At 62.5% G+C, this 21,006-nt stretch carries 20 protein-coding genes; 17 read left to right on the top strand and 3 right to left on the bottom strand.

Annotated elements, in window-relative coordinates; all coding sequences use genetic code 11:
• Nucleotides 1-73 precede the first annotated feature (73 nt).
• Entirely contained in the window at nucleotides 74-1,501 is a 1,428-nt protein-coding gene (locus SAMIE_RS00845; RefSeq protein WP_126516692.1) for a TonB-dependent receptor, read from the top strand.
• Nucleotides 1,502-1,579: 78 nt separating this feature from the next.
• A complete protein-coding gene (locus tag SAMIE_RS00850) occupies nucleotides 1,580-2,929 on the top strand; it encodes an IS1380-like element ISSp1 family transposase (RefSeq protein WP_013039775.1) in 1,350 nt (449 codons plus the stop codon).
• 38 nt (nucleotides 2,930-2,967) lie between these two features.
• Here the strand turns inward: SAMIE_RS00850 and SAMIE_RS23225 are convergent, their stop codons facing one another.
• Entirely contained in the window at nucleotides 2,968-3,276 is a 309-nt protein-coding gene (locus tag SAMIE_RS23225) for an SMODS domain-containing nucleotidyltransferase (RefSeq protein WP_162849011.1), read from the bottom strand.
• Nucleotides 3,277-3,525: 249 nt separating this feature from the next.
• Here SAMIE_RS23225 and SAMIE_RS00865 point away from each other — a divergent pair, with 249 nt between their 5' ends.
• The 12 genes from SAMIE_RS00865 (at nucleotide 3,526) to SAMIE_RS00920 (ending at nucleotide 16,604) form a co-directional block, all read left to right on the top strand.
• Nucleotides 3,526-5,514, top strand: coding sequence for a ParB/RepB/Spo0J family partition protein (locus SAMIE_RS00865; RefSeq protein WP_066704312.1), 1,989 nt, complete (start codon nucleotides 3,526-3,528; stop codon nucleotides 5,512-5,514).
• Nucleotides 5,515-5,669: 155 nt separating this feature from the next.
• Complete coding sequence (locus tag SAMIE_RS00870; RefSeq protein WP_126516693.1) at nucleotides 5,670-6,419, top strand: ArdC family protein; 750 nt, start codon at nucleotides 5,670-5,672, stop codon at nucleotides 6,417-6,419.
• Nucleotides 6,420-6,572: 153 nt separating this feature from the next.
• Nucleotides 6,573-7,964, top strand: coding sequence for a tyrosine-type recombinase/integrase (locus SAMIE_RS00875; RefSeq protein WP_030538911.1), 1,392 nt, complete (start codon nucleotides 6,573-6,575; stop codon nucleotides 7,962-7,964).
• Nucleotides 7,961-9,748: a hypothetical protein gene (locus SAMIE_RS00880; protein WP_030538912.1), complete on the top strand. Its 1,788-nt coding sequence runs from the start codon at nucleotides 7,961-7,963 to the stop codon at nucleotides 9,746-9,748. The genes SAMIE_RS00875 and SAMIE_RS00880 overlap by 4 nt, the downstream gene beginning before the upstream one ends.
• Nucleotides 9,745-11,970, top strand: a complete 2,226-nt coding sequence (locus SAMIE_RS00885; protein ID WP_030538913.1) for a site-specific integrase — start codon at nucleotides 9,745-9,747, stop codon at nucleotides 11,968-11,970. The genes SAMIE_RS00880 and SAMIE_RS00885 overlap by 4 nt, the downstream gene beginning before the upstream one ends.
• Before the next feature lie 44 nt (nucleotides 11,971-12,014).
• On the top strand, nucleotides 12,015-12,917 hold the full coding sequence (locus SAMIE_RS00890) for an ArdC family protein (protein ID WP_030538914.1): 903 nt from the start codon (nucleotides 12,015-12,017) through the stop codon (nucleotides 12,915-12,917).
• Nucleotides 12,914-13,210, top strand: a complete 297-nt coding sequence (locus tag SAMIE_RS00895; RefSeq protein ID WP_126516694.1) for a zincin-like metallopeptidase domain-containing protein — start codon at nucleotides 12,914-12,916, stop codon at nucleotides 13,208-13,210. The genes SAMIE_RS00890 and SAMIE_RS00895 overlap by 4 nt, the downstream gene beginning before the upstream one ends.
• An 11-nt stretch (nucleotides 13,211-13,221) precedes the next feature.
• The gene (locus SAMIE_RS00900; RefSeq protein ID WP_066703946.1) at nucleotides 13,222-13,644 is read left to right on the top strand and encodes a hypothetical protein; all 423 of its coding nucleotides are present in this window, start codon (nucleotides 13,222-13,224) and stop codon (nucleotides 13,642-13,644) included.
• 302 nt (nucleotides 13,645-13,946) lie between these two features.
• Complete coding sequence (locus SAMIE_RS00905; RefSeq protein WP_066703948.1) at nucleotides 13,947-14,900, top strand: DUF2493 domain-containing protein; 954 nt, start codon at nucleotides 13,947-13,949, stop codon at nucleotides 14,898-14,900.
• 127 nt (nucleotides 14,901-15,027) lie between these two features.
• The gene (locus SAMIE_RS00910; protein ID WP_066703950.1) at nucleotides 15,028-15,474 is read left to right on the top strand and encodes a DUF6878 family protein; all 447 of its coding nucleotides are present in this window, start codon (nucleotides 15,028-15,030) and stop codon (nucleotides 15,472-15,474) included.
• A 10-nt stretch (nucleotides 15,475-15,484) separates the two neighbouring features.
• The gene (locus tag SAMIE_RS00915) at nucleotides 15,485-15,913 is read left to right on the top strand and encodes a DUF6915 family protein (protein WP_066703952.1); all 429 of its coding nucleotides are present in this window, start codon (nucleotides 15,485-15,487) and stop codon (nucleotides 15,911-15,913) included.
• Nucleotides 15,914-16,214: 301 nt separating this feature from the next.
• On the top strand, nucleotides 16,215-16,604 hold the full coding sequence (locus SAMIE_RS00920; protein WP_066703960.1) for a single-stranded DNA-binding protein: 390 nt from the start codon (nucleotides 16,215-16,217) through the stop codon (nucleotides 16,602-16,604).
• Between the two features lie 116 nt (nucleotides 16,605-16,720).
• Here SAMIE_RS00920 and SAMIE_RS23545 read toward each other — a convergent pair whose 3' ends face one another.
• Nucleotides 16,721-16,951: a DUF6437 family protein gene (locus SAMIE_RS23545; RefSeq protein WP_174522262.1), complete on the bottom strand. Its 231-nt coding sequence runs from the start codon at nucleotides 16,949-16,951 to the stop codon at nucleotides 16,721-16,723.
• A gap of 322 nt (nucleotides 16,952-17,273) precedes the next feature.
• Between SAMIE_RS23545 and SAMIE_RS00930 the strand changes: the two genes are divergently transcribed.
• Nucleotides 17,274-17,510 (top strand): hypothetical protein, encoded by a 237-nt coding sequence (locus tag SAMIE_RS00930; RefSeq protein WP_066703963.1) that lies wholly within the window; start codon nucleotides 17,274-17,276, stop codon nucleotides 17,508-17,510.
• A 104-nt stretch (nucleotides 17,511-17,614) separates the two neighbouring features.
• On the opposite strand, the gene SAMIE_RS00935 is transcribed toward SAMIE_RS00930, so the two are convergent.
• A complete protein-coding gene (locus SAMIE_RS00935; RefSeq protein ID WP_066703980.1) occupies nucleotides 17,615-17,809 on the bottom strand; it encodes a dsRNA-binding motif domain-containing protein in 195 nt (64 codons plus the stop codon).
• A 444-nt stretch (nucleotides 17,810-18,253) separates the two neighbouring features.
• Here SAMIE_RS00935 and SAMIE_RS00940 point away from each other — a divergent pair, with 444 nt between their 5' ends.
• Nucleotides 18,254-18,586: a hypothetical protein gene (locus tag SAMIE_RS00940; protein ID WP_020820071.1), complete on the top strand. Its 333-nt coding sequence runs from the start codon at nucleotides 18,254-18,256 to the stop codon at nucleotides 18,584-18,586.
• Nucleotides 18,576-20,972, top strand: coding sequence for a type IV secretion system DNA-binding domain-containing protein (locus tag SAMIE_RS00945; RefSeq protein WP_066703966.1), 2,397 nt, complete (start codon nucleotides 18,576-18,578; stop codon nucleotides 20,970-20,972). The genes SAMIE_RS00940 and SAMIE_RS00945 overlap by 11 nt, the downstream gene beginning before the upstream one ends.
• The last annotated feature ends 34 nt before the right edge of the window (nucleotides 20,973-21,006 follow it).

Below are 21,006 nucleotides of genomic sequence, written 5' to 3' on the forward strand. Positions count from 1 at the left end.
GAGCCTCGATTGTTCTTTATAGTAGGGGCGTCTGCAATTGAGTATCAGTTGCATGAGATGCCGCCGCTAAGGAATGAAAGGGTGGCTCATAGTGCGTTCGGGGGTTTCAAATTCAGATAAAACACAGGGCCGGATGCTGGCGATATCGTTGCTGGCATCGGTTGCGGCGGTGGGCATTATGGCCCCGCATGCAGCGCAGGCCCAGACTGGCGGCGAGGCTGCTACACATGATTTCAACATACCCGCGCGGACGTTGAGCGAAGCATTGGCCGATTTCGGGCGCCAGTCAGGGATGCAGGTAAACGTGGACGCGGACGAGATCCGCGACCGCGCGTCGCCGGGTGTGTCGGGCCGCATGTCGAGCGACCAAGCCTTGAACCGCTTGTTGGCAGGAACTGGCCTGACTTGGAGACTCAATAACGGGTTCGTCACGCTCCAACCAGCACCCCAGACGGCGCAAGCCTCCGGGGATACGCGAAGTACCGTCAATCTGGGCTCGTTGCGTGTGGAAGGCCAGCAATCCGGTGGCAATGGCGGGTTCGGTCGTGACGGGAGCGTCGGCACCGGTGGTGCGGCGGGCGGCGCGGACGAGATTTTCGCGGCCCCACGCGCAGTTAGCGTCGTCACGCGCGAGGAAATGGACCGCACGCCCGCACGCCACGCTGCCGATCTGATCGCGGAAGTTCCCGGCGTTACCAGCGCGGTCAACCGGCTCAATCCGGGGCTCTCGGTCAATATCCGGGGCATGCAGGACTTCGGCCGCGTCAACATGATGATCGACGGTATGCGCCAGAACTTCGTCCAGAACGGCCACCAGGGTCGAAACGGGCAGATGTATGTCGATCCTGAATTACTGACAGCCGTCGCTATAGAGCGAGGACCGCGAAGCAATGTTTACGGGATGGGTGCGATAGCGGGTAGCGTCGATTTCAAGACTATTGGACCAGAAGATATTCTAAACGGCGAGAGCGATCGCATTGGCGCGAGACTGCGCGCTACGACTGGCCTTGGCGGGGAAGGCAATGGAGTCAATTTTCTTGGAAGCGCCGCGATCGCCGGCAGGTTGACCGATAACATCGAGCTAATGGCTGCTTACTCACGGCGCGACATTGGCGATTACGACGTCGGCACCAAAGGTGATGATGGGCTGGCCAATTTCACTTTTACGGGTGCTGATGGGCTGGAGACGATCAGCCGCATCAAATATGCGAGTCAGCTTCAGGAATCCGCGCTCATCAAAGCGCGTTGGACGCTGGGGGACGGCCATGTCGTTCAGCTCAGCTACGTTGGCACCTGGCTCGATTATGAGCATGTGAGTGACACTCGGACTGGTCTGCTGGATGAGAATGGCTCGCCTTGGAAGCGCTTGGGTACATCGAGCATCACGTCAGAGAATTTCGCGTTCGACTATAACTGGAAGCCGGACAGCAACTGGATAAATCTCAGGCTAACCCGCCTTATTCACCAAAAGTGTCCTGAAGGGTTGGCGGGAGTGGCGTAAGCCTCTGATCTGAATTAGGAACTGGGTGTCTAAGCCGAACCTGCCGCAGGGCAGAAAATGCCACGGGCCACACCCGCCATGAACGATGATATCGCAAGCTCATTTGGATTCCCAGCAGTCGGCCGCAAGAAAATCACAGCTGCGTTCGACGGTGGCCGGCTTACCTCGGATGGCGGTGTTCTACTGCTTGCACAGGCCGAGCGCGCGATGGGGATTTGCCAGCGCCTGGCGGCTTGTATTGCCGATCCGCGCGATCCAGCGCGGGTGATCCATCGCCTGGATGACATTCTGCGTGCCCGTGTGTTCGCGATTGCGTGCGGCTATGAGGATGCCGATGATCTCGATGCTCTGCGCGACGATCCAGGCTTCCGCCTGGCGCTCGGCAAGCTGCCGGAATCGGGCGCGGGGCTGGCCAGCCAACCGACGATGAGCCGGTGGGAAAATGCACCGACTACGCGCGAACTGGCCAGCATGATGGCCGCGATGATCGACATCTACTGCGCCAGCTATCCCGCCCCTCCGACAGCGGTCACGCTGGATATCGACGACACGTGCGACGTCGTGCATGGCTATCAACAGCTCTCGTTCTGGAACGGGCATCATGGGGAGCGCTGCTTCCTACCGATCCATATCTACGACACCGCGACCGGCAGGCCGGTGGCCATGCTGCTGCGCACAGGCAAGACGCCTTCTGGAAAGGAGGCGGCGGGGCACATCCGACGCCTGGTGCGTCACCTGCGCCGTAATTGGCCCGATACCCACATCACTATCCGCGGCGACGGGCACTATGGTCGACCCGAGGTCATGGCCTACTGCGATGCGGCCCGCGTCGATTACGTGTTCGGCCTGCCCACCAATTCAGCGCTGCGCGCCGATCCCGCCATTGTTGCGGTCGCCGATGCCTGCGCGGTCAAGCGCGCCCAGCGTCAGTGTCCCGTCCTGCGCAACTATGCCGAGACCCGCTATGGGGCAAAGACCTGGAAGTGCCAGCGTCGCGTCGTTGCACGGATCGAGGCCAGCACGCTGGGCATGGACATCCGCTATGTCGTCACCTCGTTGGCAACAGGATCGGCCGAGCACATCTACGACACGCTCTACTGCGCGCGTGGTCAGGCCGAGAACCTGATCAAGCGCCACAAGTCCCAGCTCGCCAGCGACCGAACCTCGTGCCGCTCGGCCAATGCCAATCAGATGCGCCTGATACTGCACACTGCCGCATACTGGCTGCTATGGCGCATCCAGCAGGCGATGCCCAGGACCGCTGCTCTGGCAAGCGCGGAGTTTACCACCTTGCGCCTGCGGCTGCTCAAGGTCGCTGCGCGCGTCGTAGAAAGTGCTAGCCGCATCCGCATTGCCTTCGCTTCCGCCTGTCCGGATGCCGACCTGTTCCGCGCCCTCGTTCTCCGGCTGAAGCCTGCGCCGACGTAGCCCATGCGGCAGCGCCGCAGAACTCCGAGCCCAGCCCTTCAACCCGAAAAGCCCATCAATCCGAATGCGGTGAAACAAACGCCAGCGATGCCGGTCGTCCGCGCAATACAGCCAGCCGCAGCAAATGCCCAGAGCGGACCCGAAACCGAGCGTCGTGAATAAGAGAGGTTAATGGCGGTGTGTCGCCCATAGGAGCCGACTTGCAGTGTGTTCGCGGTCTTGGATTCAGTGTCGCGGAAATTTTTGTTGAGCGCGCAGGTGATCTCCCCGTACCGATCCGAGATCGTCTGGGCATTATCGACTGCAAGATTGCTGAGAAACTGCTTGAACGTGTCCGCGATACTCAAGCTGACTACCCCCGGTTGAGATCCCCTGAACAACATGTAGATCAAATCGGGAACATTTCAATGGTTCCGCACAAGTCACCCCCAACAAATGTCAAGCGGCCAGCTAAACGGGCGCAGTTCATCGAGTTACGGCATGAAGGCATCTCTAAGCCCGCCTGCAGGCACAAGAGAGGGGAGGGGGCTGGCTTCTGATTGAGCCATTGAGTGTCGATGGTCGACGTCTCGGGCTCACAGTCAGGAGTATGTCCCATGATAAAATCGCTCCCGCTGAACAAGTTGGTTCAGTCACCCCGCAATGTGCGTCGTCACGGTGATCCAGCCGCCGATGCCGAATTAAAGGCGAGCATCGCTGCCCACGGGCTGTTGCAGAATCTCATCGTCCGTCCTGCATCACGCGGCAAGTTCGAGGTCGAAGCCGGCGAGCGACGCCGCCGCGCCATGCTCGCCCTGGCCGATGACAAGATCCTGCCCAAGGATCACGAGGTGACTTGCTTGGTGCTCGAAGACAGCGCCGACGCTGCAGTCGAGACCAGCCTCGCCGAAAACTTCCATCGTTTGGCCATGAATCCTGCTGACGAAGCGCAGGCCTTCGCTGCCCTGATCGACGCTGGCACATCGACTGACCAGGTTGCGCGCCGGTTCGGGCTGACTGTCCGCTTCGTCGAGGGCCGCTTGCGTCTCGCGACGCTTGCTCCGGTCGTGTTCGAGGCGCTGGCCTCGGGCGAAATCACACTGGACCTCGCCAAAGCGTTCGGCGCCACGTCTGACCAGGAAATCCAGGCCCGCGTCTTCGAACAGGTCTCCTCGGCCTATTATGCGCCGAGCGCAGACAGCATCCGGCGAATGGTGCTTTCCGGCACGGTCCGGGGCAGCGATCCCCGGGCCCGGCTCGTTGGACGCGACGCCTACATCGCCGGCGGCGGCCGGATCGAACGCGAATTGTTCGACGATGACGACAGCGAGTCCTGGGTCGATGTCGCGCTTCTCGAGAACCTCGCTGCTGCGGAGATGGAGAAACGAGCGAAGGCGCTCGCAGTCGAACAGGGCCTTGCCTGGGTCAAGCCAACACTCGATCCCTACGCGAGCCACGATCTCGTCGAGGGCCTTGTTCGACTTCCCGCAGAGCCTGCCCCGCTGACGGAAGCAGAACTGGCAAGGCTTGATGAGCTCGATGCCTCTTATGACGAGCATGCGGCCATTCTCGAAGATGAAGACAGCGCCGAGGAAGCTGTCGCTGCGGCCGAGGCGACGATCGAGGCGATCGAGCGCGAATGCCAGGATATCAGAGCAAAGCCGCCGGAACTCGCGCCCGAACTCAAGGCTGAAGCCGGAATGATCCTGGTGCTGTCGCGGGATGGCACGCCGGTGCTCCAGCCGGTCTTCTACGGTGAGCGCGAAGCTCACGTCGATGATGACGACGATGCCGTCGAAGTCGTCCCGGGTGATGGCAGCGAGGGCAAGCGTCGCGCGGCGCTATCGAAGCGCCTGGTCGACGAGCTTGCCATGCAGCGGCGCGACATTCTCGCGCTCCACGTTGCGTCGGATCCCGGACTTGCGCTCGACATCATGGTCTTCACGCTCGCCGATGCCGATACCCACGACTGGCGATCGCGTGCTGCAACGACGCTTCGCGGCAGCGTTCCTGCAGGACCAATTATCGGGTTCGAGGCGAAGGATGCACCGGCCAGTGCGTCACTCGCTGACCTGCGGTCCGGCCTCGATGAGACCTGGCGATCTGGCGAGGACGCCTCGACGCGCTTCGAGATGTTCCGGGCGCTTTCCGATGAAAGCCGTGCAGCCTGGCTCGGCTTTGTCGTCGCGCGCACGCTCGAAGCGAGTCTCAATATGGTGGGCGAACGTCACATCGCGTTCCAGGATCATCTCGGCAGCCTCATCGGCATCGACTTGGCGCAATGGTGGCGGCCGACCGCGGCGAACTACTTCGACCGGGTCTCGAAGCAGGTGATCCTCGATGCGCTCACTGACGTTGGCGGCCTGGAGCTCTCCTCGCGCTTCGCATCGGTCAAGAAGGGGGATCTCGCGATGAGCGCCGAGCGCGTCTTCGCAGGCACATACATCACCGAGGTCGAAGTGCGCGAACGGGCACTTGCCTGGGTGCCCGAAGTCATGCGCTTCGCTGGTCAGTCGGCAAGCGACGCCGGGGACGAACCGCAGGATTCGGACGCGGATTGCGTTGCCAATGACGACCATCAGCCCCCGAGCGAGGTGGCCGCCTGACCTCCTCCTGACAGGTAAGGCCAATCGCCAACGAGAAGCGGTCCTTCGGCTCATGCCGGAGGGCCGCTTCCTTTCTGGGAAGAGAGCGGAGGGGGCTCCGGGATCTCCGGCACTGACCGACGAGCCTGTCGGCAGGCCGCATCAGGAGATCCAACATGGCCTATCGCAAGGGACAAAGCGGCGGATTGTCGCCCGCTACCCGTATCACCCAGGAAATCATCGCTCGTCTCGAAGCCGGGACCAAGCCGTGGATCAAGCCGTGGCGCGGCGTGCCGGTATCGCGGCCGTTGCGGGCTTGCGGCGTTCCATACCGCGGCATGAATGTGTTCTGGCTCTGGATGGTCGCCGACATGTGCGGCTACGGCTCACCGTTCTGGATGACCTACAACCAGGCAAAGGAGCTTGGGGCGCAGGTGCGCAAGGGCGAAAAGTCGACCATCGCCATCTTCTACAAGAGCTACACCAAGGAGGTCGAAGCCCCCGACACCGGGGAAAGGGCCGACGAACATCGCCGCGTGCTGAAGGCCTATCCGGTCTTCAACGCCGATCAGGTCGATGGTCTTCCCGAACGGTTCCATCCCGCCGCAACGCTGGAGGTTGTAGAGCCGGAAGGCCGCCAGGCCGAACTCGACACTTTCTTCGCGAGCATTCCGGCAGTGCTGCGTCACCAGGGCGATGAAGCCTATTATGAGCCGGTGGCCGATCGCGTGACGATGCCGCCCGCGCATCTCTTCTCCGGGTTCGATCACTATTATGCGACCCTTGCGCACGAGCTGTCGCATTGGACCGGCCACGCCAGCCGCCTGGACCGCGATCTCAAGAACCGTTTCGGCTCGGCCGCCTATGCCGCCGAGGAGCTCGTCGCCTTATCTGGACAGTCTGCACCGTGCCTCACGCACACTTGAACGGTATGTTTTGGCGCAACGCAGGGGGGCATCAGGCCGGATGAAGCGCTATCCATAAGCTGGCGTAATCCGGCCTGATGACCACCGTCCCGCAGGCGCGCAACGTGTGCGATCTGGAGTTGGGAGGGGGTCTGGGGGAGGGACTGACAAGCTGTGGATACTTCAGGTGCGTCGATCGTCATTCAGGAGCGCCGGACGGCGGATGGCCTGGACTCCTACATCCCGGTAATCCTGCGTGATGGTGCGATCTATGATCTCCACCTTGAGCGCTACTTCCTCGATTTGCCGCTGAACGGTTCGCGTTCGCGACACTCGTTGCGCGCCCATGGCTATGATGTTCTGGTCTGGGTTCGCTTTCTCGCTTCGGCCCGTGGCAAGTCTGTTTGGCAAGCCGATGCCAATGATGTCGGTGCCTATCATCGTGCCCGGCGGCGCAGCGATGCTGAGTTCCGGATTTCGGCATCGACGTGGAACCGGGCGATTGCCTCGCTCGACAAGCTTTATCGATGGGCCGAACGGGAGGGTCTGATCGAGCGTACACCTTTTACGCATCGTCAGGTCTGGCGACGATCGCACGATGGGCGCCGGGCGGCAGTCACGGGCCGCAATGACGCCTATGAGCGCGCAGCCCGTCGTTCCGACGTCCGTTTCATCGATCTCACCGATTACCGCGCCTTCCGGGAAGTTGGTTTGCGCGGCCTGACCGTTGAAGGGACCGAGCGTCCTGGAGCGCGTGACCGCAATGGCGCGCGCAACGCGCTGTTCGCCGATCTGCTGGTCACCACCGGCCTGCGCCTGGAAGAGGCATCCCACTTGCTCGCAGCTGAGATTCCGGTTTGCGACGCCCGCTCGGAACGTCAGCGGCGGGTCGAGCTTCCGGCGGCACTTACCAAGGGTGACAGGGGGCGAAGCATGCTGCTACCGCGCCGTTTGTTGCCGGTGTTTGACGCCTACATCGCCGTTGAGCGAGCGGCGGCCGTCGCCAAGTTCGCACAGCGCCGTGGCTGGGAAGCCATCGACCGCCCGATCTTCATCCACAGCCCCTCATTCGGGCAGCGCGCATTGCCTCTCGTTGGCGGTGGCACGATGGACATGGAGGTCGTCACACCGGATGAACGCGCAAGGCTTGTTATTTGCGCTGACGATGGAACGCCGCGCGAAGCCGCGGTCCTCTGGCTGACCGAGGTGGGCCATCCTGTGTTGCCCAACTCGTGGGAAGCGATCTTCGCACGGGCAAGCCGCCGTTGCACGGACGCAGGCATCCCGGTCCGGCTTAGCCCCCATCAACTCCGGCATTCCTTTGCAGTCCACATGCTGGCCATGCTGATCCAGCGCCGCCTCGCCGACGCAGCGGCACCAGTGGGCGCCATGGAAGGTTATCGCCAGCTGGTCGGCGATCCGCTTCAACAGGTCCAGCGATTGCTTGGCCATTCGAGCCTCGCGACGACCTCTATTTATCTGGATCACCTCGCCACGCGTGCCGATACCGTCGATGCGGCAGTCGAAGAGCTGTTGGCACTCGTACCAGGCTATCTTCGATCATGAGCGCTGCTCCACGCAAAGGACGCAAGGTCAGCTTCGAGACCGAGGCGGCTGCGCCCCAAGCCGATCCATGGTCGCAGATCAGCACGCTGCGCTTCATGATTCATCCCTTATATGGCGGCGAGCTGCTCGTCGATTTCACGGGCTTGCGGCCGCGCGGCCTGGCGCTCGCTTTTGCCCGGAGCCTGTTCAAGCTGGCCGCACCGCGCGGCCCCATCATGGTACGTTCCTCCCTCAAGACATACGCCAACCAGCTGCCAAGCTTCTTTGCCTACCTGGCCGGGACAGGCGACCGGATCAACGGCCCTGCTGACCTTCGCGCCCATCACATCGATGGATTTGAGACATGGCTCAGCGCGCAGGGCAAGTCTCGCGTGCATGGACAAACCTATGTCGCCAAGGTCGTTTCCGTCCTACGTCGCATCGCGGACGACAGCCCTGAGCTTGTCGATTGCGGCTTGCGGGAACGACTGCGCTACGTCAGCTCACACGCACACGTTCGTTCCCGTCCACGCGATGCCTACAGTCCGTATGTAGCCCGCCAGCTGCGCGATGCGGCACGCGCGGATATTGCTGCGATCGAGGCCCGCTTGCGATCGGGGCCACAGATCGATGAGGTGGCGCAGATCGATGGCGCATATTGCAAAGCCCATGCTGCCATCGAGACATACGGTGTTCTGGGCTACCGTGATCCCACGTTTCAGAGCCTGTACAAGCTGCGCAAAAAGCGCGATCTCACCAGTGACAGGCTTAACCTGAGCCTCCACGCAGCCCACTATCTTACTGCCGACGATATCGTCCCGCTTCTTGTTCTGCTCTTACTCGAGACAGGGCTTGAGCTGGAGTGCTGCAAGTCGCTCACCCTCGATTGTCTGCGCAATGCCGCAGGTGGTACCGTCGATATCGCCTACACCAAGCTGCGGGCACACGGTGCCGAGCACAAGACAATCCGGGTGCGTGATCGCGGCTCATCCACCCCTGGCGGTCTGATCCGACGCATCATCGCCCTATCGTCCAAGGCCAGGGTCCATAACTTTAGCGATAACCTTTGGGTCTATTTTCAGCCGGGCGAGATCACCGCAGGTATTCGTCAACTGCGCTTGAAGGTCAGTGCCTGGACGCAGCGCCATTGTATTACCGATGATCAGGGTAAACCGCTCCATCTGTGTCTTTCGTATCTGCGCAAGACGCACAAGGCCTTGTGGTATCTGAAGACCGAAGGCCACATGGCCCGCTTCGCCGTAGGTCATACCGTCGATATCGCGGCACGGCACTACGCCGATATTCCCTCCCTCAGACCGCTGCACGAGCAAACCGTGGCAGATGCCCTCGAAGAGGCGCTCGCTGGTCCAATGATCCTGCCTCCTCAAGACGAGGACCGGCTGCGCGGCAAGTTGGCAAGCCCTGATCCCGATGATGGGGGCATTTCAACCGCACTGCTCGATGGCGAACAAGACGTCTGGCTTGCAAGCTGTGGCAACTTCTATTCCAGTCCCTTCGCATCCGTCGGCACGCCATGCCCAACACCGTTCTGGGCCTGCCTCGATTGCCGCAACGCGGTCATTACCGCGCGCAAGCTGCCTGCCATTCTCGCCTTTCTCTCCTTCGTCGACGCTCAGCGGATCGGCCTGAGTGCCGCTGATTGGACCGCCAAGTTTGGTCATGCCCATGATCGCATCGTTCAGCAGATCCTGCCTGCCTTCGCCGAAGGCGTCGTGGCAAGGGCCCGTGCGCAAGTCGCGAACGACCCTCCCACGGTCTATCTGCCGCCAGAGGCACGGGTATGACCGTTGTCCAGCTTCTGGCGGAGAGCGACGATGAGCGCGATGCCCTCCCTGTGCTTATGTCCGCGCCTTTGCGCCCCGGCTGCGATCGCGCGCATATTTCACGATACGGCGATCCGGTGTGGGATCTGGCTCCCGGCGTATTTCGCGACAACGCGCGGCGCTGCCATGTCACGGTACATTTCGGCGGTATTGAAGACCCATCTATTGCTGATGCCCTGCGCCAGATTCTCCATGCGCGGCTCAATGTCGATCTCCCCGGTCACCGTTCGCGGCTTGAGCCGGCCGGGGTGCGCGGCGAGGCCAACCGGACCTTGCGCTTTTTCGACTTCGTGAAGGCTCAGCTGGGGCGTTTCGATCTCGGCCGGGTCGATCAGGCTCTGGTCGATCGCTACGCCGGATCTTTGCGCCTTGCCGGGCTGCGCCCAGTTGTAGCGGCAGCGCTGCTGCGGATCGTCTTTGACCTGCACGAGTTGCAGCATCATCTGCCGACTGCGCACCTGTCCTTCGAACCGTGGCCGGGACGAAGTCCGTTTTCCGTGGCGGGCGCAAAGCATATTGCAGGGGAGAACCGGACGCCGCGCATTCCCGAATCGATCATGACGCCGCTGCTCTCCTGGTCGTTGCGCTACGTGACCTGCCACGCAGGCGATATCCTTGCCGCACGGGCGGAACTCGATCGCCTTGAAGCAACGCGCAACCGTCTGATTGCCGCTGGGGAAGGTCTGGATCCCGCTGTTCGTCGGTTACGGCAACGCGAACGCCTTCTCGACTATGTTGCATCCTTGCGGCAGCATGGGCGCGGCATTCCGATCTGGACCACGGCACATAACGGCGCAACGCGAACAGACCCGCAAACCGGCGCCGTCACGCCGCCGATCAACTACCACCTGATCCACCTCCATGCCGGTATCAACGCGCAGGCCGAACCTGCCATGCACCTTGGCCTCGCCACCGGTGCACCAGACCTCATCGCCGCTGCCATCGCAGAACTCGGCACCGAGATCGGCGGCATGGATACGCCCATTTCTGCCGATCCCGATACTGGCCTGCCTTGGCGCACCCGCTTCGATGCCAAGGTTTTGCCCCTCGAGGAAGTCATGCTGCAGTCCGCAGCCTATATCGTATGTGCCTTTCTCTCAGGCATGCGGGACAGCGAGATCCAAGCCATGAGGCAGGGATGCCTGTCTATTACCAAAGCCGAAGACGGTACGATCTTGCGGCATCGTATCAAGTCCACTGCTTACAAGGGCAAGCGCGGCGGCGGCGAGGAGACCGAGTGGGTTACCATCGCGCCAGTCGCTGAAGCCATCGATGTCCTCGAACGCCTTTCCGCGCGTGCAGGGCAAGCGCGCGGAACAACGACCCTGTGGCCAGTCCTCACGCTCCGGGCCAATACCAAGACGCACGTCTCTGCAGAGATAGTCCGGCAACTCAACCGGTTCCGCGATCACCTCAATGACCAATTCGGATCCGCGCAGGCACCCGTCATTCCTGCCGGACCCGACGGCCGACCATGGCGTCTGACAACGCGTCAGTTTCGCCGCACAATCGCCTGGCACATCGCCAACCGGCCCTTCGGAACAATTGCCGGCATGATCCAGTACAAGCATGCCAGCGTTGCGGCTTTCGAAGGCTATGCTGGCAGCAGCCGGTCCGGATTTCGGGGAGAGATCGAAGCCCAGCGTGCGCTCGGGCAGATCGACGATATCCTTGTCTACTTCGACGAGCGGCAAAGTGGCGCACGCCTTGGCGGACCTGCCGCGAACAGGGTCGGAGTTGTGCTTGATACTGCCGCCCACGAGTTGGCGCCGCTACCTGCCATGATTGCCGACCGTCCACGTCTGCGCACCATGCTGGGCAGTCTCGCGCGGACATTGCATGTCGGCCCGCTGGCCGATTGCTTCTTTGATCCGGCAACTGCCCTGTGCCTGAACCGGAGTTCGGAGCCAGGCGCAAGCGGGCCAATGATCTCCATGTGCGAACCGGTCCGCTGCCCCAATGCCTGCATCGCCGAACGGCATCGCCCGGCATGGCAGCGCGGTGCTGATGAGGCACGGTTGTTGTTGCGCGAGAAGCGGCTTCCAGAGCCGCAGCGGGTGACGCTTCAGGCCGAGGTGGCCAGAATCCAGCGTGTTCTTGAACAGATCGCACCGGGTACCGCCACACCGCATAACGGTATGGCGGGAGAGGAAGAGGAGGCGGGTTTGCGGGTGACGGATTGAAGGAGCGGAAGACAGTTTCCCTCCGCCCGTCGTGGAGACCTGCCATGTCCCGATCCTACCCTGCTACGCCGCGAGCCGACGTCTATTCGCGCATTACTACCGAGATTGTATGTGCCATCGAAGCCGGTGCCGGCGATTGGCGTATGCCCTGGCACCATGATGGCGCTGCCACCACCAGGCCGCAGAACGTCACCTCCCGCCGCCGCTATCGCGGCGTCAACGTGCTCGCGCTCTGGATCGCAGCCGAAGCGGCTGCCTATTCCAGCGGTCTTTGGGGGACCTATCGCCAGTGGGCATCGCTTGGCGCACAGGTCCGCAAAGGTGAACGCGGAACGACGGTTGTGTTCTGGAAACAGGCCGCATCGCGCACCGATGATGATCATGACGATGGCGAAGCCGGACCCGGCCGCATGTTCGCGCGGGCCTTCACCGTGTTCAACCTCGCCCAGGTCGAGGGCTATGAACCCTCACCTGTCGCAGTTCTACCCGAGGGCGAGCGGTTCGGGCACGCCGAAGCTTTCGTCGCGGCCCTCAAGATCCCGGTCACCGAGGGCGCCTACGATGCGCACTACCGGATCGACCTCGATCACATCTTCATGCCGACCTTTGCCTCGTTTCGGGATGCATCAGCACAGATGGGCACGCTTTTGCATGAGGCGGCCCACGCCACAGGGGCAAAGCACCGGCTCGACCGCAACTTTGCCGAACGTTTCAAGCGCGACAGCTTGGCGATCGAGGAAATTTGCGCTGAACTGACCGCATCGTTCGTGCTCGCCGACCTCGGGATCGCTCACCATCCGCGGGCCGATCATGCCGCCTACGTAGCATCGTGGTTGCGCGCACTCAAAGACGACCCTCGTGCCATCTTCACCGCCGCCAGCAAGGCGCAGGCGGCCGCCGACTGGATGCACGCCCAGCAGCCCCAGCCTGAGGAGATGGCCGCATGATCCGCGCCCCGAAAATTTGCGGTGGAAGTCACATTAGGGCTGGACTGTCAGGATATGTGGCTGAGCTATCGAGCGCCATGATCGGGGCCGAGCTTGGTCTTCCGGTTGCCCATCTCGATAGCCACGCGAGCTACATCGAGCACTGGCTCACGCTCCTTAAACAAGATGATCGCGCCATCCTCACCGCCGCCGCCAAAGCCGAGGAAGCTTCAAGCCTTCTGCTCAAGCTCGGTGGGCGGATCACTGCCGATGACAGCGACGAAGCGTCTCGCGACGCCGCGCTTGCCGCCTGAAGGAGGATGTCATGGGCCGATCGGTCAGCTATCCCAGCGGGGCAATCGTCGCATTCACGGTGCTCAATGTCGAGAACGATGACGACTGGGAATTCGAATATGAGTGGCTTCGCGAGGACCTGCGCGAGCGGGCAGGCAAAGCCTTTCCTTCCTTGGTCGCACACGACGGCTGGCGAGGCCGTGAGGACCGCGTTCTCATGCGCAATGCCTATGCCGATTTCGGAGTGTCCGTATACGGTGGCCTCGTCGCGGTGTGGATCGCCGAACGAGACGATGGCGCCTATTGGGACGCCGATTGGCGCACGGCCAGGTCTCCCCGGGCGCAGCGCTGGCTGTCCCAGATCGCCGCCCGCTTCGACGCCCTGTTCGGCGATTATGATTGCCTCGGGCACATGTCGAACGGTGAGGGCGTCTATGCAAAGCGGGTAAGCTGAGCGCGAAAGTCGCAGGTCGTGCTGAGCTCGCTGGCTTTGTCCCTTCTGGCGAACCTGTCTCGACGCCCATGGCCTGTAGCCATGCGAGAGAGGCCCTGGGCCAGCCGTCAGTCTCCGCAACCCGGCTTGCGCAGGCCCGTGTTGGCCCGGCCCTTTGGGCCATGGGCCTGCCCGCGCCAGCCTGCCCAAGCGGGTTTCCCCTGTCGGGTGCGGATCCTGCCTCAAGCTGGCCCTGACGGGCTCTCGCCGGCGCAGCCATGAGCGGGTGCGTCAGCCTCACGCCAGTCAGGAGGACAACACCCATGCACGCATCATTTACCGACCAACTCGCCGGGCTCGATCTTTCCGGCTTCTCGATCGGACCTGCCCCCGTTTCCACCAACGATTTCCCGGTTCGCGAAGCTGTCGTCCAGACCCTTGAAGCGATCTGGTCCGATCTTTTTGCCATGGTTTCCGGGACTGCGCTCGAGGCCGACGCCGAGGACCTCGGCTGGGCCTTCGTCAACATCTTCCACCGTTCCGCGACCCGCAAATCGGCTACCGTGGACCGCGCAACCGACGAAGTCCGCGCGCTCATTGCCACAGCCGATGGATCCGAGATTCACACGCACGAACTCGAGACCCAGGTCGAGCGTGCGCAATGCGCCGAAGGGGCCATGCTCGCCCTTGAGGAAATGCGCGAAGTGGCGGCCACTCTCTATCTCAACGAATTCGGCTCGTCCTGGAAACCCGTATCGAGTTCGCGCTTCAATCACAGCGTTATGCTCACTTCCGCGCTCGTCGAAGGCCGTGACTTCGTCCGTGCCCGTTCCGAAGCCAAACGCCGCGCCGCAATGCCCGAAGGCACGCCTGTTATCTTTGCCGGTGGCCGCACGCGCCATCCCAGCGAGCAGGACGCACTCACATTTGCCAACAATGTCTGGGCGACCCTGGACAAGGTGCATGACCGGGTTCACGACATGGTTCTCGTCCACGGTGGCGATACCAAGGGCGTCGACCGCCTGGCATCGTCGTGGGCCGAACGGCGCAGCGTCCCGCAAATCAGCTTCTCACTCGACATGCGGCTCGGAGCCCGTGCCGGCTTTAAGCGCAACGAGCGGATGCTCTCGCTCGACCCGCGCTATGTCGTTGCCTTCCCTGGCAATGGCGTCCTCGAACGCCTGGTGATCGAGGCCAAGGCCCGGCGGATCACGGTCGTCGATCGCCGCGGTCCGCTCGGCACCAGCCCCAAGGCGCATCTCCCTTCGCCCGGTTGATGGCCGATCGGCCTTTGCGCCAGCGCCGGATTGGCGCTGGCGTTGCCGGGACAGAGGAGAGGCGTGCGCCTGCGTGGATGGAGGCAGGCGGATGGTCCGTCCGACCCCATCACTGGAGGAACTTCCCATGGTCGATATGTCCCAGGCGCTGGCTGATTTCGAGCGGGCCCGCGCCGAAAGCCGTGTGCGCGTCACCACCAAAATCGATCGGCTGAAGCACGCCGTGCTCGCGCCTTTGCGCGAGCTTGGCATTACCTCGGTCGAAATCGCCTTCGACGGCTACGGCGACAGTGGCGCAGTCGAACGCATCTTCTCTTATGATGCCGAAAACCAGGAATCCGAACTCCCCGAGGAGGCGGTGGTTTTGCTTGAAGGCGACGATACGGCCCGAGAAACATCACTGCGCAGCGCGCTCGAAGAGCTCACCTATGCCGCGCTCGAACTCCACCATCCCGGCTGGGAAAACAATGACGGTGCGGGCGGCGCACTCGAAATCGACGTGGCGCAGGGCAGTTTCATGCTCGACTGCAAGCTTCGCTACACCGCCTACGATGACCATTACGACGAGCTGTGAGGAGGAGGCGATGGCGCATTGCTATTTTCGCGCCCTCTCTTCGGTCCGGAAATGGGGCGGAGTGGTCGAGGACTATCTCCCGCTCCATCAATGGTTCGACCAGTCAAAGGCGATCCTGGCGGATCCCCGGCATCGCGCGCTGCGGCACCATGCCGAGGGTATATTCATGCTCGAAACGCTGTTCGGTGCGGCCATCGTCAATGCCGATGGGCGACCCGTTCCGGTGCGCCTTGTGGGCGAGCAGCACGTCCGCGAGGACCTGGGCTCGATCCCCTCCTTTGCCGATTGGGCACGCCTCATTACGCCGCAGGCTTGGATGCTGCGAGGGCACCGTCTGGACGAGGCCGTTGCGGCGGCGAAAGACCATGCTGCTCCTGGCGCTGCGCTGTCGGCCGGGGGCTTGCCAGCAGCGGGCGGGGCGGTCCGTCTCGAAATCTGAGGCTGACCCCCTGGTGGATTCGCTGGAGCAGTGCGACCCGGCCGATCGGAACACGAACGAGGGCAGGGCACATCTGCTCAAGGCATCGGGCGCAACCCGGCTTCCATGCAAACCTGTCCCTGAAGCAACCCCCGTCGAGACGCGCAACCCGGATCGGGTCCGGCCGAGTTGCCGGGCTACGCCCGGCTGCCCGCACCACCCGAACCAGTTCCGGGTTCCCCTCCGGTGCGCTTCGCCGTGGGCCGCTTCTGCTCGGGTTTGCAGCCGGGATGGACCCGGATGCTCGATCAGGAGAAGACCCATGACCAATCTCGTTATCCTCGTCGGCCGCATCGCTCGCGACCCCGAAACCCGCACCACGCAAGGTGGAACCAGCATCACCTCGATCTCGGTCGTCACCGACCGGCCCGCCCGCAAGGACGGCAAGACCTACAAGGACGAAAACGGCTACACCGCCAAGGAAAGCGAATTCCACCGCGTCACCTGCTTCAACGGCCTCGGCGAGAACGTCGCCAAGTACTGCACCAAGGGCCAGCTCGTGACGGTCGAAGGGCGCATCCACTACACGCAGTGGGAAGATCAGAGCGGCACCAAGCGCTACGGCTGCGAGATCATCGCCGACAAGGTGGACTTCCTCACCAAGGGTCGCACATCGAGCAACGACGGTGCGCCCGACATCGACGAGGACTGAGCGACCGTCCCCTATGAAAAGGCCCCGGTGGCACGCGCCGTCGGGGCCTTTTCTTTTGCTTCCCGGCGTGGGCGGCGGGGCGGGGCATCGAGCCCGCGCCCACCGCCAGAGAGTGTTCAGGCGGGGGAGAGCCGCTTGAGAGCGTCCGCGATCCCGATTGCGAGCGATGCGCGGATAAGCTGCTTAAGCTCTGCCGGTTCGATCGTCTCGGCGCCGCATTCGACGAGAACCTTGCCCAATTCGCCGGCCGCTTCGTCGCGGAGCCTGGCTTCCTGGGCATCGAGTTCGTCGCGCTGCTCGCGCAGCTTTTTGAGCGCGTTTCGTGCGCTCGGTTTGGACCTGGCCATGTGATGTTCCTTTCGCTGGCCGTTGGTCCCCTCCGCAAGCGATAATGGCAGCTCACCCGCATGTAGGAAAACGGTTTTTGGCGCGAATGGCGGCGCTTCCACCAAGCGTTGGAGAGGTCTCTCTCGCAGAAAGACCAAGTGTGATGCGGGCTTTGGGGCCGCGTCAAGGACGATGGGGCCCCACCATTTTTGCCGGGCAAGCCCGGAAAAAATCGTTTCCCCCATCGCCGCTTCGCGGCCGCGTTCCGCGGTCCCTGACCCGGCCCGTCACCCGCCTCTCGCAGCTCCTGATGCGACGCATCGAACATCAGGAGGAAAGATCATGTACGCTTCATCGAATATCGCGCAGGGCACGTTCCAGGCAGACCAGGCGGCATTCGTTGCCGCGCTCGACAAGGCGCACGCCAGGTCCTTTCACAGCTACTTCACGCAATTTGTTCTGACCGACGATGAGGCTGGCTATATCGCGGTCGACGAGGGCGATTACGGGGCGCTGCCCAAGGCCATGTTGGACAGGGTCATCGACACCGTGCCGGGTAAGCTCAACGATGAGTTCTGAAACCGCCGTAAGGAGGAAGTCCGTTCAGGGCTTCCTCCTTTCTTTTTGCTCGGCTCCCGATTCTTGGTGACCCGGATGATGCTGGTCGAGCGCGCCAAACGGCGTCAGTCGTCGACGCTTGGGGCGTCGAACTCCTCAAGGCGGTCGGGCATGTCGAGCACCTTCATGGCCGCTGCGGAAATCGCCTCCGCTTTCGTCGGGAAGGCCTCTGCCGAGCTGATCGAAACGCCGTTCGAATAGGTCACCGTCGCCTGGAAACCGTTGCCCTTGCGCGTCGCGCTCAGCGTCACGTTCGTCATCGCCATGCTCCCGGATGGGGGTGCCCACGATGCTCTTATGCCCGGGGCGTTCACGCTTGGCCTATAGCAGAAACCGCGCTCCAGCGGCACTGTCCTTGCTCCACCAGATGGGAACTTCAAGACCGCCGATCCTGTTCAGGGCAAGGCACTGGAACGCACCTTTGAAGCTGGGGACAGGGGAGCACACCCTACGCGACGGGTCGCAGGAAAAGGGGGGGAGGAAATGACGAAAATACAGATGCATAGGTGCCTTTCTCTGAGATGGCAGCTTCTCCGTCAAAAATGACGTGGGCGAGGGAATGTACGTGGATTTGACCAAAGCCAGACCGAGAATGGCGGGATCCAGCCAGGTTGCTATGTTCTTGACATGTTCTTAAATCTGACTTAGTGTCGCGCTTGCCTTTCGCAGTGTGAACCGGGCTCCTGACCATAAGGAGTCCGTGCATGACACGGCCAATCTGTCTCCAGGTTTACATCTCCAGCGAGCTCAGCTCGCTGATCCGCAAGGCCGCCAAGGCCAAGGGGATCAGCATGAGCGAATGGGTTCGTGCCTTGCTTGCCAATGCCTGCGCAGAGGACGATCTTGCCTCGCGCCTCGACACTTCCATCGAGCGCATCTCGCGCCGCTCGGTATTCCTCATGGTCGGGGTTGATGCGCTGCTGGCAGGGCATCCCGATCACGCTCTGCGCGGTCGGGCTCATCAGGCCTATGCGCGCAAGTGCAAGGAGCTCGGTCTCTCCACGTCCGCCGGCGAGGGAGGTTCCGATGAAGCGTAACCTCGTCAACTTCACGCGCGGCAGCCAGCTGCTCGGCCATTTCAGCTTCATGTTCGCGGCGGGTCTCAAGGGCCCCCTGATTGTCGCCGCGCTCGTGATCTCATGGACATCGTGGTGGACCATTTCAGCAGGGCTCACCGATCACGAAGTCTACCTGGTTTGGATGCGGATCTATGCTGCCATCTACGGTTTCATGGAGTTCGATCCTGCCAAGCGCATCACGCTGGAGACAGCATTCGGCGCGACCATTCAGTTTCCGATTGCGCAGCTCGATCATTATCCGCCGGTCGTCCATGCGTGGGAGAAACTCACGGCTCTTCTGAGCAGTGCCTTGTGGCGTTCCGGGTTCCTGCTCGTACCAGCCTTTGCGGTCTTCTACTGGTTCGCCGAGCGGTTCGGTGGCCGCTCCAAGGAGCGCAAGCACGAGCGCGGCGCGATGCTTGTCACGCTCTCCGAGCTCGTCGATGAACTGACCACCCACAACCGGCGCGAGCGCACCCGTGAACTCGATTCTGCGCTGGGCTGGAAGTGGCGGCTCAGCCTGCCGCGAGAGATCGCCCGGGTCTTTCCCTATCGGCCAGCACATATTGCCACGGTTACGTACCCATGGCGGCTCGAGCAGAGCCATGCGATGCTCATTGGCACCACCGGCATGGGCAAGACCGTGGCGATCTCGGACATGATTGCGGAGGCAAGAGCCAAGGGCCAGCGCTGCATCGTCTTCGATTTGACCGGTGCCTTTATCGAACATTTCCATACGGCCCACTGCGACATCATCCTGAACCCGCTCGATGCGCGCTGCCCCCAGTGGAGCCTGTTCGACGAATGCCGCACTGAGGGAGAGTTCTGGGCAGCTGCAGATGCCCTGGTACCCCATGACGGGGGCGGTGAAGCACAGTTCTGGGTGATCGCCGCCCGTGCCTTGTTCGTCGAATTCTGCCTCAAACTCGTGGCCGATGGCAGGGCGAGTAACGAAGCTCTTGCCCGCGAGCTCATGACCGCGGATCTGTCGCGCGTTCATGCCATGATGCGCGGCACCATCGCCGATCCGCTGACCGCACCGGAAGCCGCCCGCATGGCGGAATCGATCCGGGCGGTGTTCAACGTCAATGCCAAGGCGCTCAAGTTGTTGCCGACTACCGCGCCTCGCTTCTCGGTCCGAAAGTGGATCGAAGAGGGCGCAGATGGAGTCCAGGACCAGGGCTCCATCCTGTTCATATCCGCCCGCTACGTCGACATGAGCGTTTGCGCGCAGCTGCTCACGCTCTGGCTCGATACAGCGATGAATACGCTCATGACTGGCCCACGCACGCGCGATCTGAAGTGCTGGTTCTTCGTCGATGAATTAGGGGCATTGCATCGCCTGCCAGCCCTCGAGAAAGGATTGCAGACAGCGCGCAATTTCGGCGGCGCCATTGTCCTCGGCATCCATGCCTACGCCAAGCTCAAGGAAGTCTACGGCGAGAACATGGCGATGACCCTGTCATCGCTGGCCCGGACGAAACTGATCCTCGGGACCGCTGACCGGGAAACGGCAACCTGGTGCTCCGACTTCATTGGCCATCGCCAGGTGCGCGACATGGAGGAGGGCTACACCTACGGCTACAACAATGCCCGTGATGCTGTGAGCCTCACCCCGCGCAAGCACATCGAGCCGCTGCTGCTGCCCGACCAGTTGATGAACCTGCCGCGGCTGTCCGGGTACATCAAGTTCCCCGATGGTTTCCCTGCCGCGCCCGTCAGGCTCACCCCGGTCGATCGGCCCAAGCGAGCAGAGACATTCATCGCCCGGGTGAAGGATGGCCCCAAGGCACCGGTTACCGAGCCTCAGCCGCCGGCACAGCAGGCGCGGCAGTCGACAGCATCAACGGGCAATGAGCATCCCTCGTCTAACGACGATGGGGCGGGCAAGCCGGTCGTGCCCAAGCAGGGAGAGCTGGCCCTCGACCAGAGGCTGCAATCCGAGCCGAAACAGAAGCCTGACGCGGCCGTAAAGGATTTGCAGCGGCCAGTTGAAAGCACGCTCGGCAAGACGCCGAAGGAGCAGGAACGGGCCGCTCGATCGGGGAAAGAGAAGGTGGGCAACGCCAAGCGGGAGAGTTCGAACACCCGAACTGAAGCAAGGCCGAGAAAGGCTGGACCCTCCACCCGCCCGCTCCTCCCGACCGGCGAGGCTGCCGCGATGCCGGATCAGTCGGCCACTCCCAAGGGCACTGCTTGGGCCGGAACGCCGGAAGCGAAGCCGCCGCACGAGGGTAAGCCGGATAGCCCCAAGAGTGGAGGACCCAGCGATGCAGCAGCGCGTAAGCTGATGCTCGAGGATGGTCTGCGCGAGCAAGAGCTGCCGCCGATGACGGGGCCTGACCTCGGCGACATGGAGATGTGAGCATGTCACCGATTGCCACCGCTACGGGAGACGG

Source organism: Sphingobium amiense, assembly GCF_003967075.1.
GTDB classification, from domain to species: domain Bacteria; phylum Pseudomonadota; class Alphaproteobacteria; order Sphingomonadales; family Sphingomonadaceae; genus Sphingobium; species Sphingobium amiense.

Excerpts from the sequence above, each read along its gene's own strand:
- SAMIE_RS00865 (WP_066704312.1), top strand. The coding sequence starts at position 3,526 with ATGATAAAATCGCTCCCGCTGAACAAGTTGGTTCAGTCACCCCGCAAT.
- SAMIE_RS00920 (WP_066703960.1), top strand. The coding sequence starts at position 16,215 with ATGACCAATCTCGTTATCCTCGTCGGCCGCATCGCTCGCGACCCCGAA.
- SAMIE_RS00850 (WP_013039775.1), top strand. The coding sequence starts at position 1,580 with ATGAACGATGATATCGCAAGCTCATTTGGATTCCCAGCAGTCGGCCGC.
- SAMIE_RS00890 (WP_030538914.1), top strand. The coding sequence starts at position 12,015 with ATGTCCCGATCCTACCCTGCTACGCCGCGAGCCGACGTCTATTCGCGC.
- SAMIE_RS00885 (WP_030538913.1), top strand. The coding sequence starts at position 9,745 with ATGACCGTTGTCCAGCTTCTGGCGGAGAGCGACGATGAGCGCGATGCC.
- SAMIE_RS00935 (WP_066703980.1), bottom strand. The coding sequence starts at position 17,809 with ATGACGAACGTGACGCTGAGCGCGACGCGCAAGGGCAACGGTTTCCAG.
- SAMIE_RS00870 (WP_126516693.1), top strand. The coding sequence starts at position 5,670 with ATGGCCTATCGCAAGGGACAAAGCGGCGGATTGTCGCCCGCTACCCGT.
- SAMIE_RS00915 (WP_066703952.1), top strand. The coding sequence starts at position 15,485 with ATGGCGCATTGCTATTTTCGCGCCCTCTCTTCGGTCCGGAAATGGGGC.
- SAMIE_RS00940 (WP_020820071.1), top strand. The coding sequence starts at position 18,254 with ATGACACGGCCAATCTGTCTCCAGGTTTACATCTCCAGCGAGCTCAGC.
- SAMIE_RS00900 (WP_066703946.1), top strand. The coding sequence starts at position 13,222 with ATGGGCCGATCGGTCAGCTATCCCAGCGGGGCAATCGTCGCATTCACG.
- SAMIE_RS00895 (WP_126516694.1), top strand. The coding sequence starts at position 12,914 with ATGATCCGCGCCCCGAAAATTTGCGGTGGAAGTCACATTAGGGCTGGA.
- SAMIE_RS00905 (WP_066703948.1), top strand. The coding sequence starts at position 13,947 with ATGCACGCATCATTTACCGACCAACTCGCCGGGCTCGATCTTTCCGGC.
- SAMIE_RS00930 (WP_066703963.1), top strand. The coding sequence starts at position 17,274 with ATGTACGCTTCATCGAATATCGCGCAGGGCACGTTCCAGGCAGACCAG.
- SAMIE_RS00910 (WP_066703950.1), top strand. The coding sequence starts at position 15,028 with ATGGTCGATATGTCCCAGGCGCTGGCTGATTTCGAGCGGGCCCGCGCC.
- SAMIE_RS00845 (WP_126516692.1), top strand. The coding sequence starts at position 74 with ATGAAAGGGTGGCTCATAGTGCGTTCGGGGGTTTCAAATTCAGATAAA.
- SAMIE_RS23545 (WP_174522262.1), bottom strand. The coding sequence starts at position 16,951 with ATGGCCAGGTCCAAACCGAGCGCACGAAACGCGCTCAAAAAGCTGCGC.
- SAMIE_RS00945 (WP_066703966.1), top strand. The coding sequence starts at position 18,576 with ATGAAGCGTAACCTCGTCAACTTCACGCGCGGCAGCCAGCTGCTCGGC.
- SAMIE_RS00880 (WP_030538912.1), top strand. The coding sequence starts at position 7,961 with ATGAGCGCTGCTCCACGCAAAGGACGCAAGGTCAGCTTCGAGACCGAG.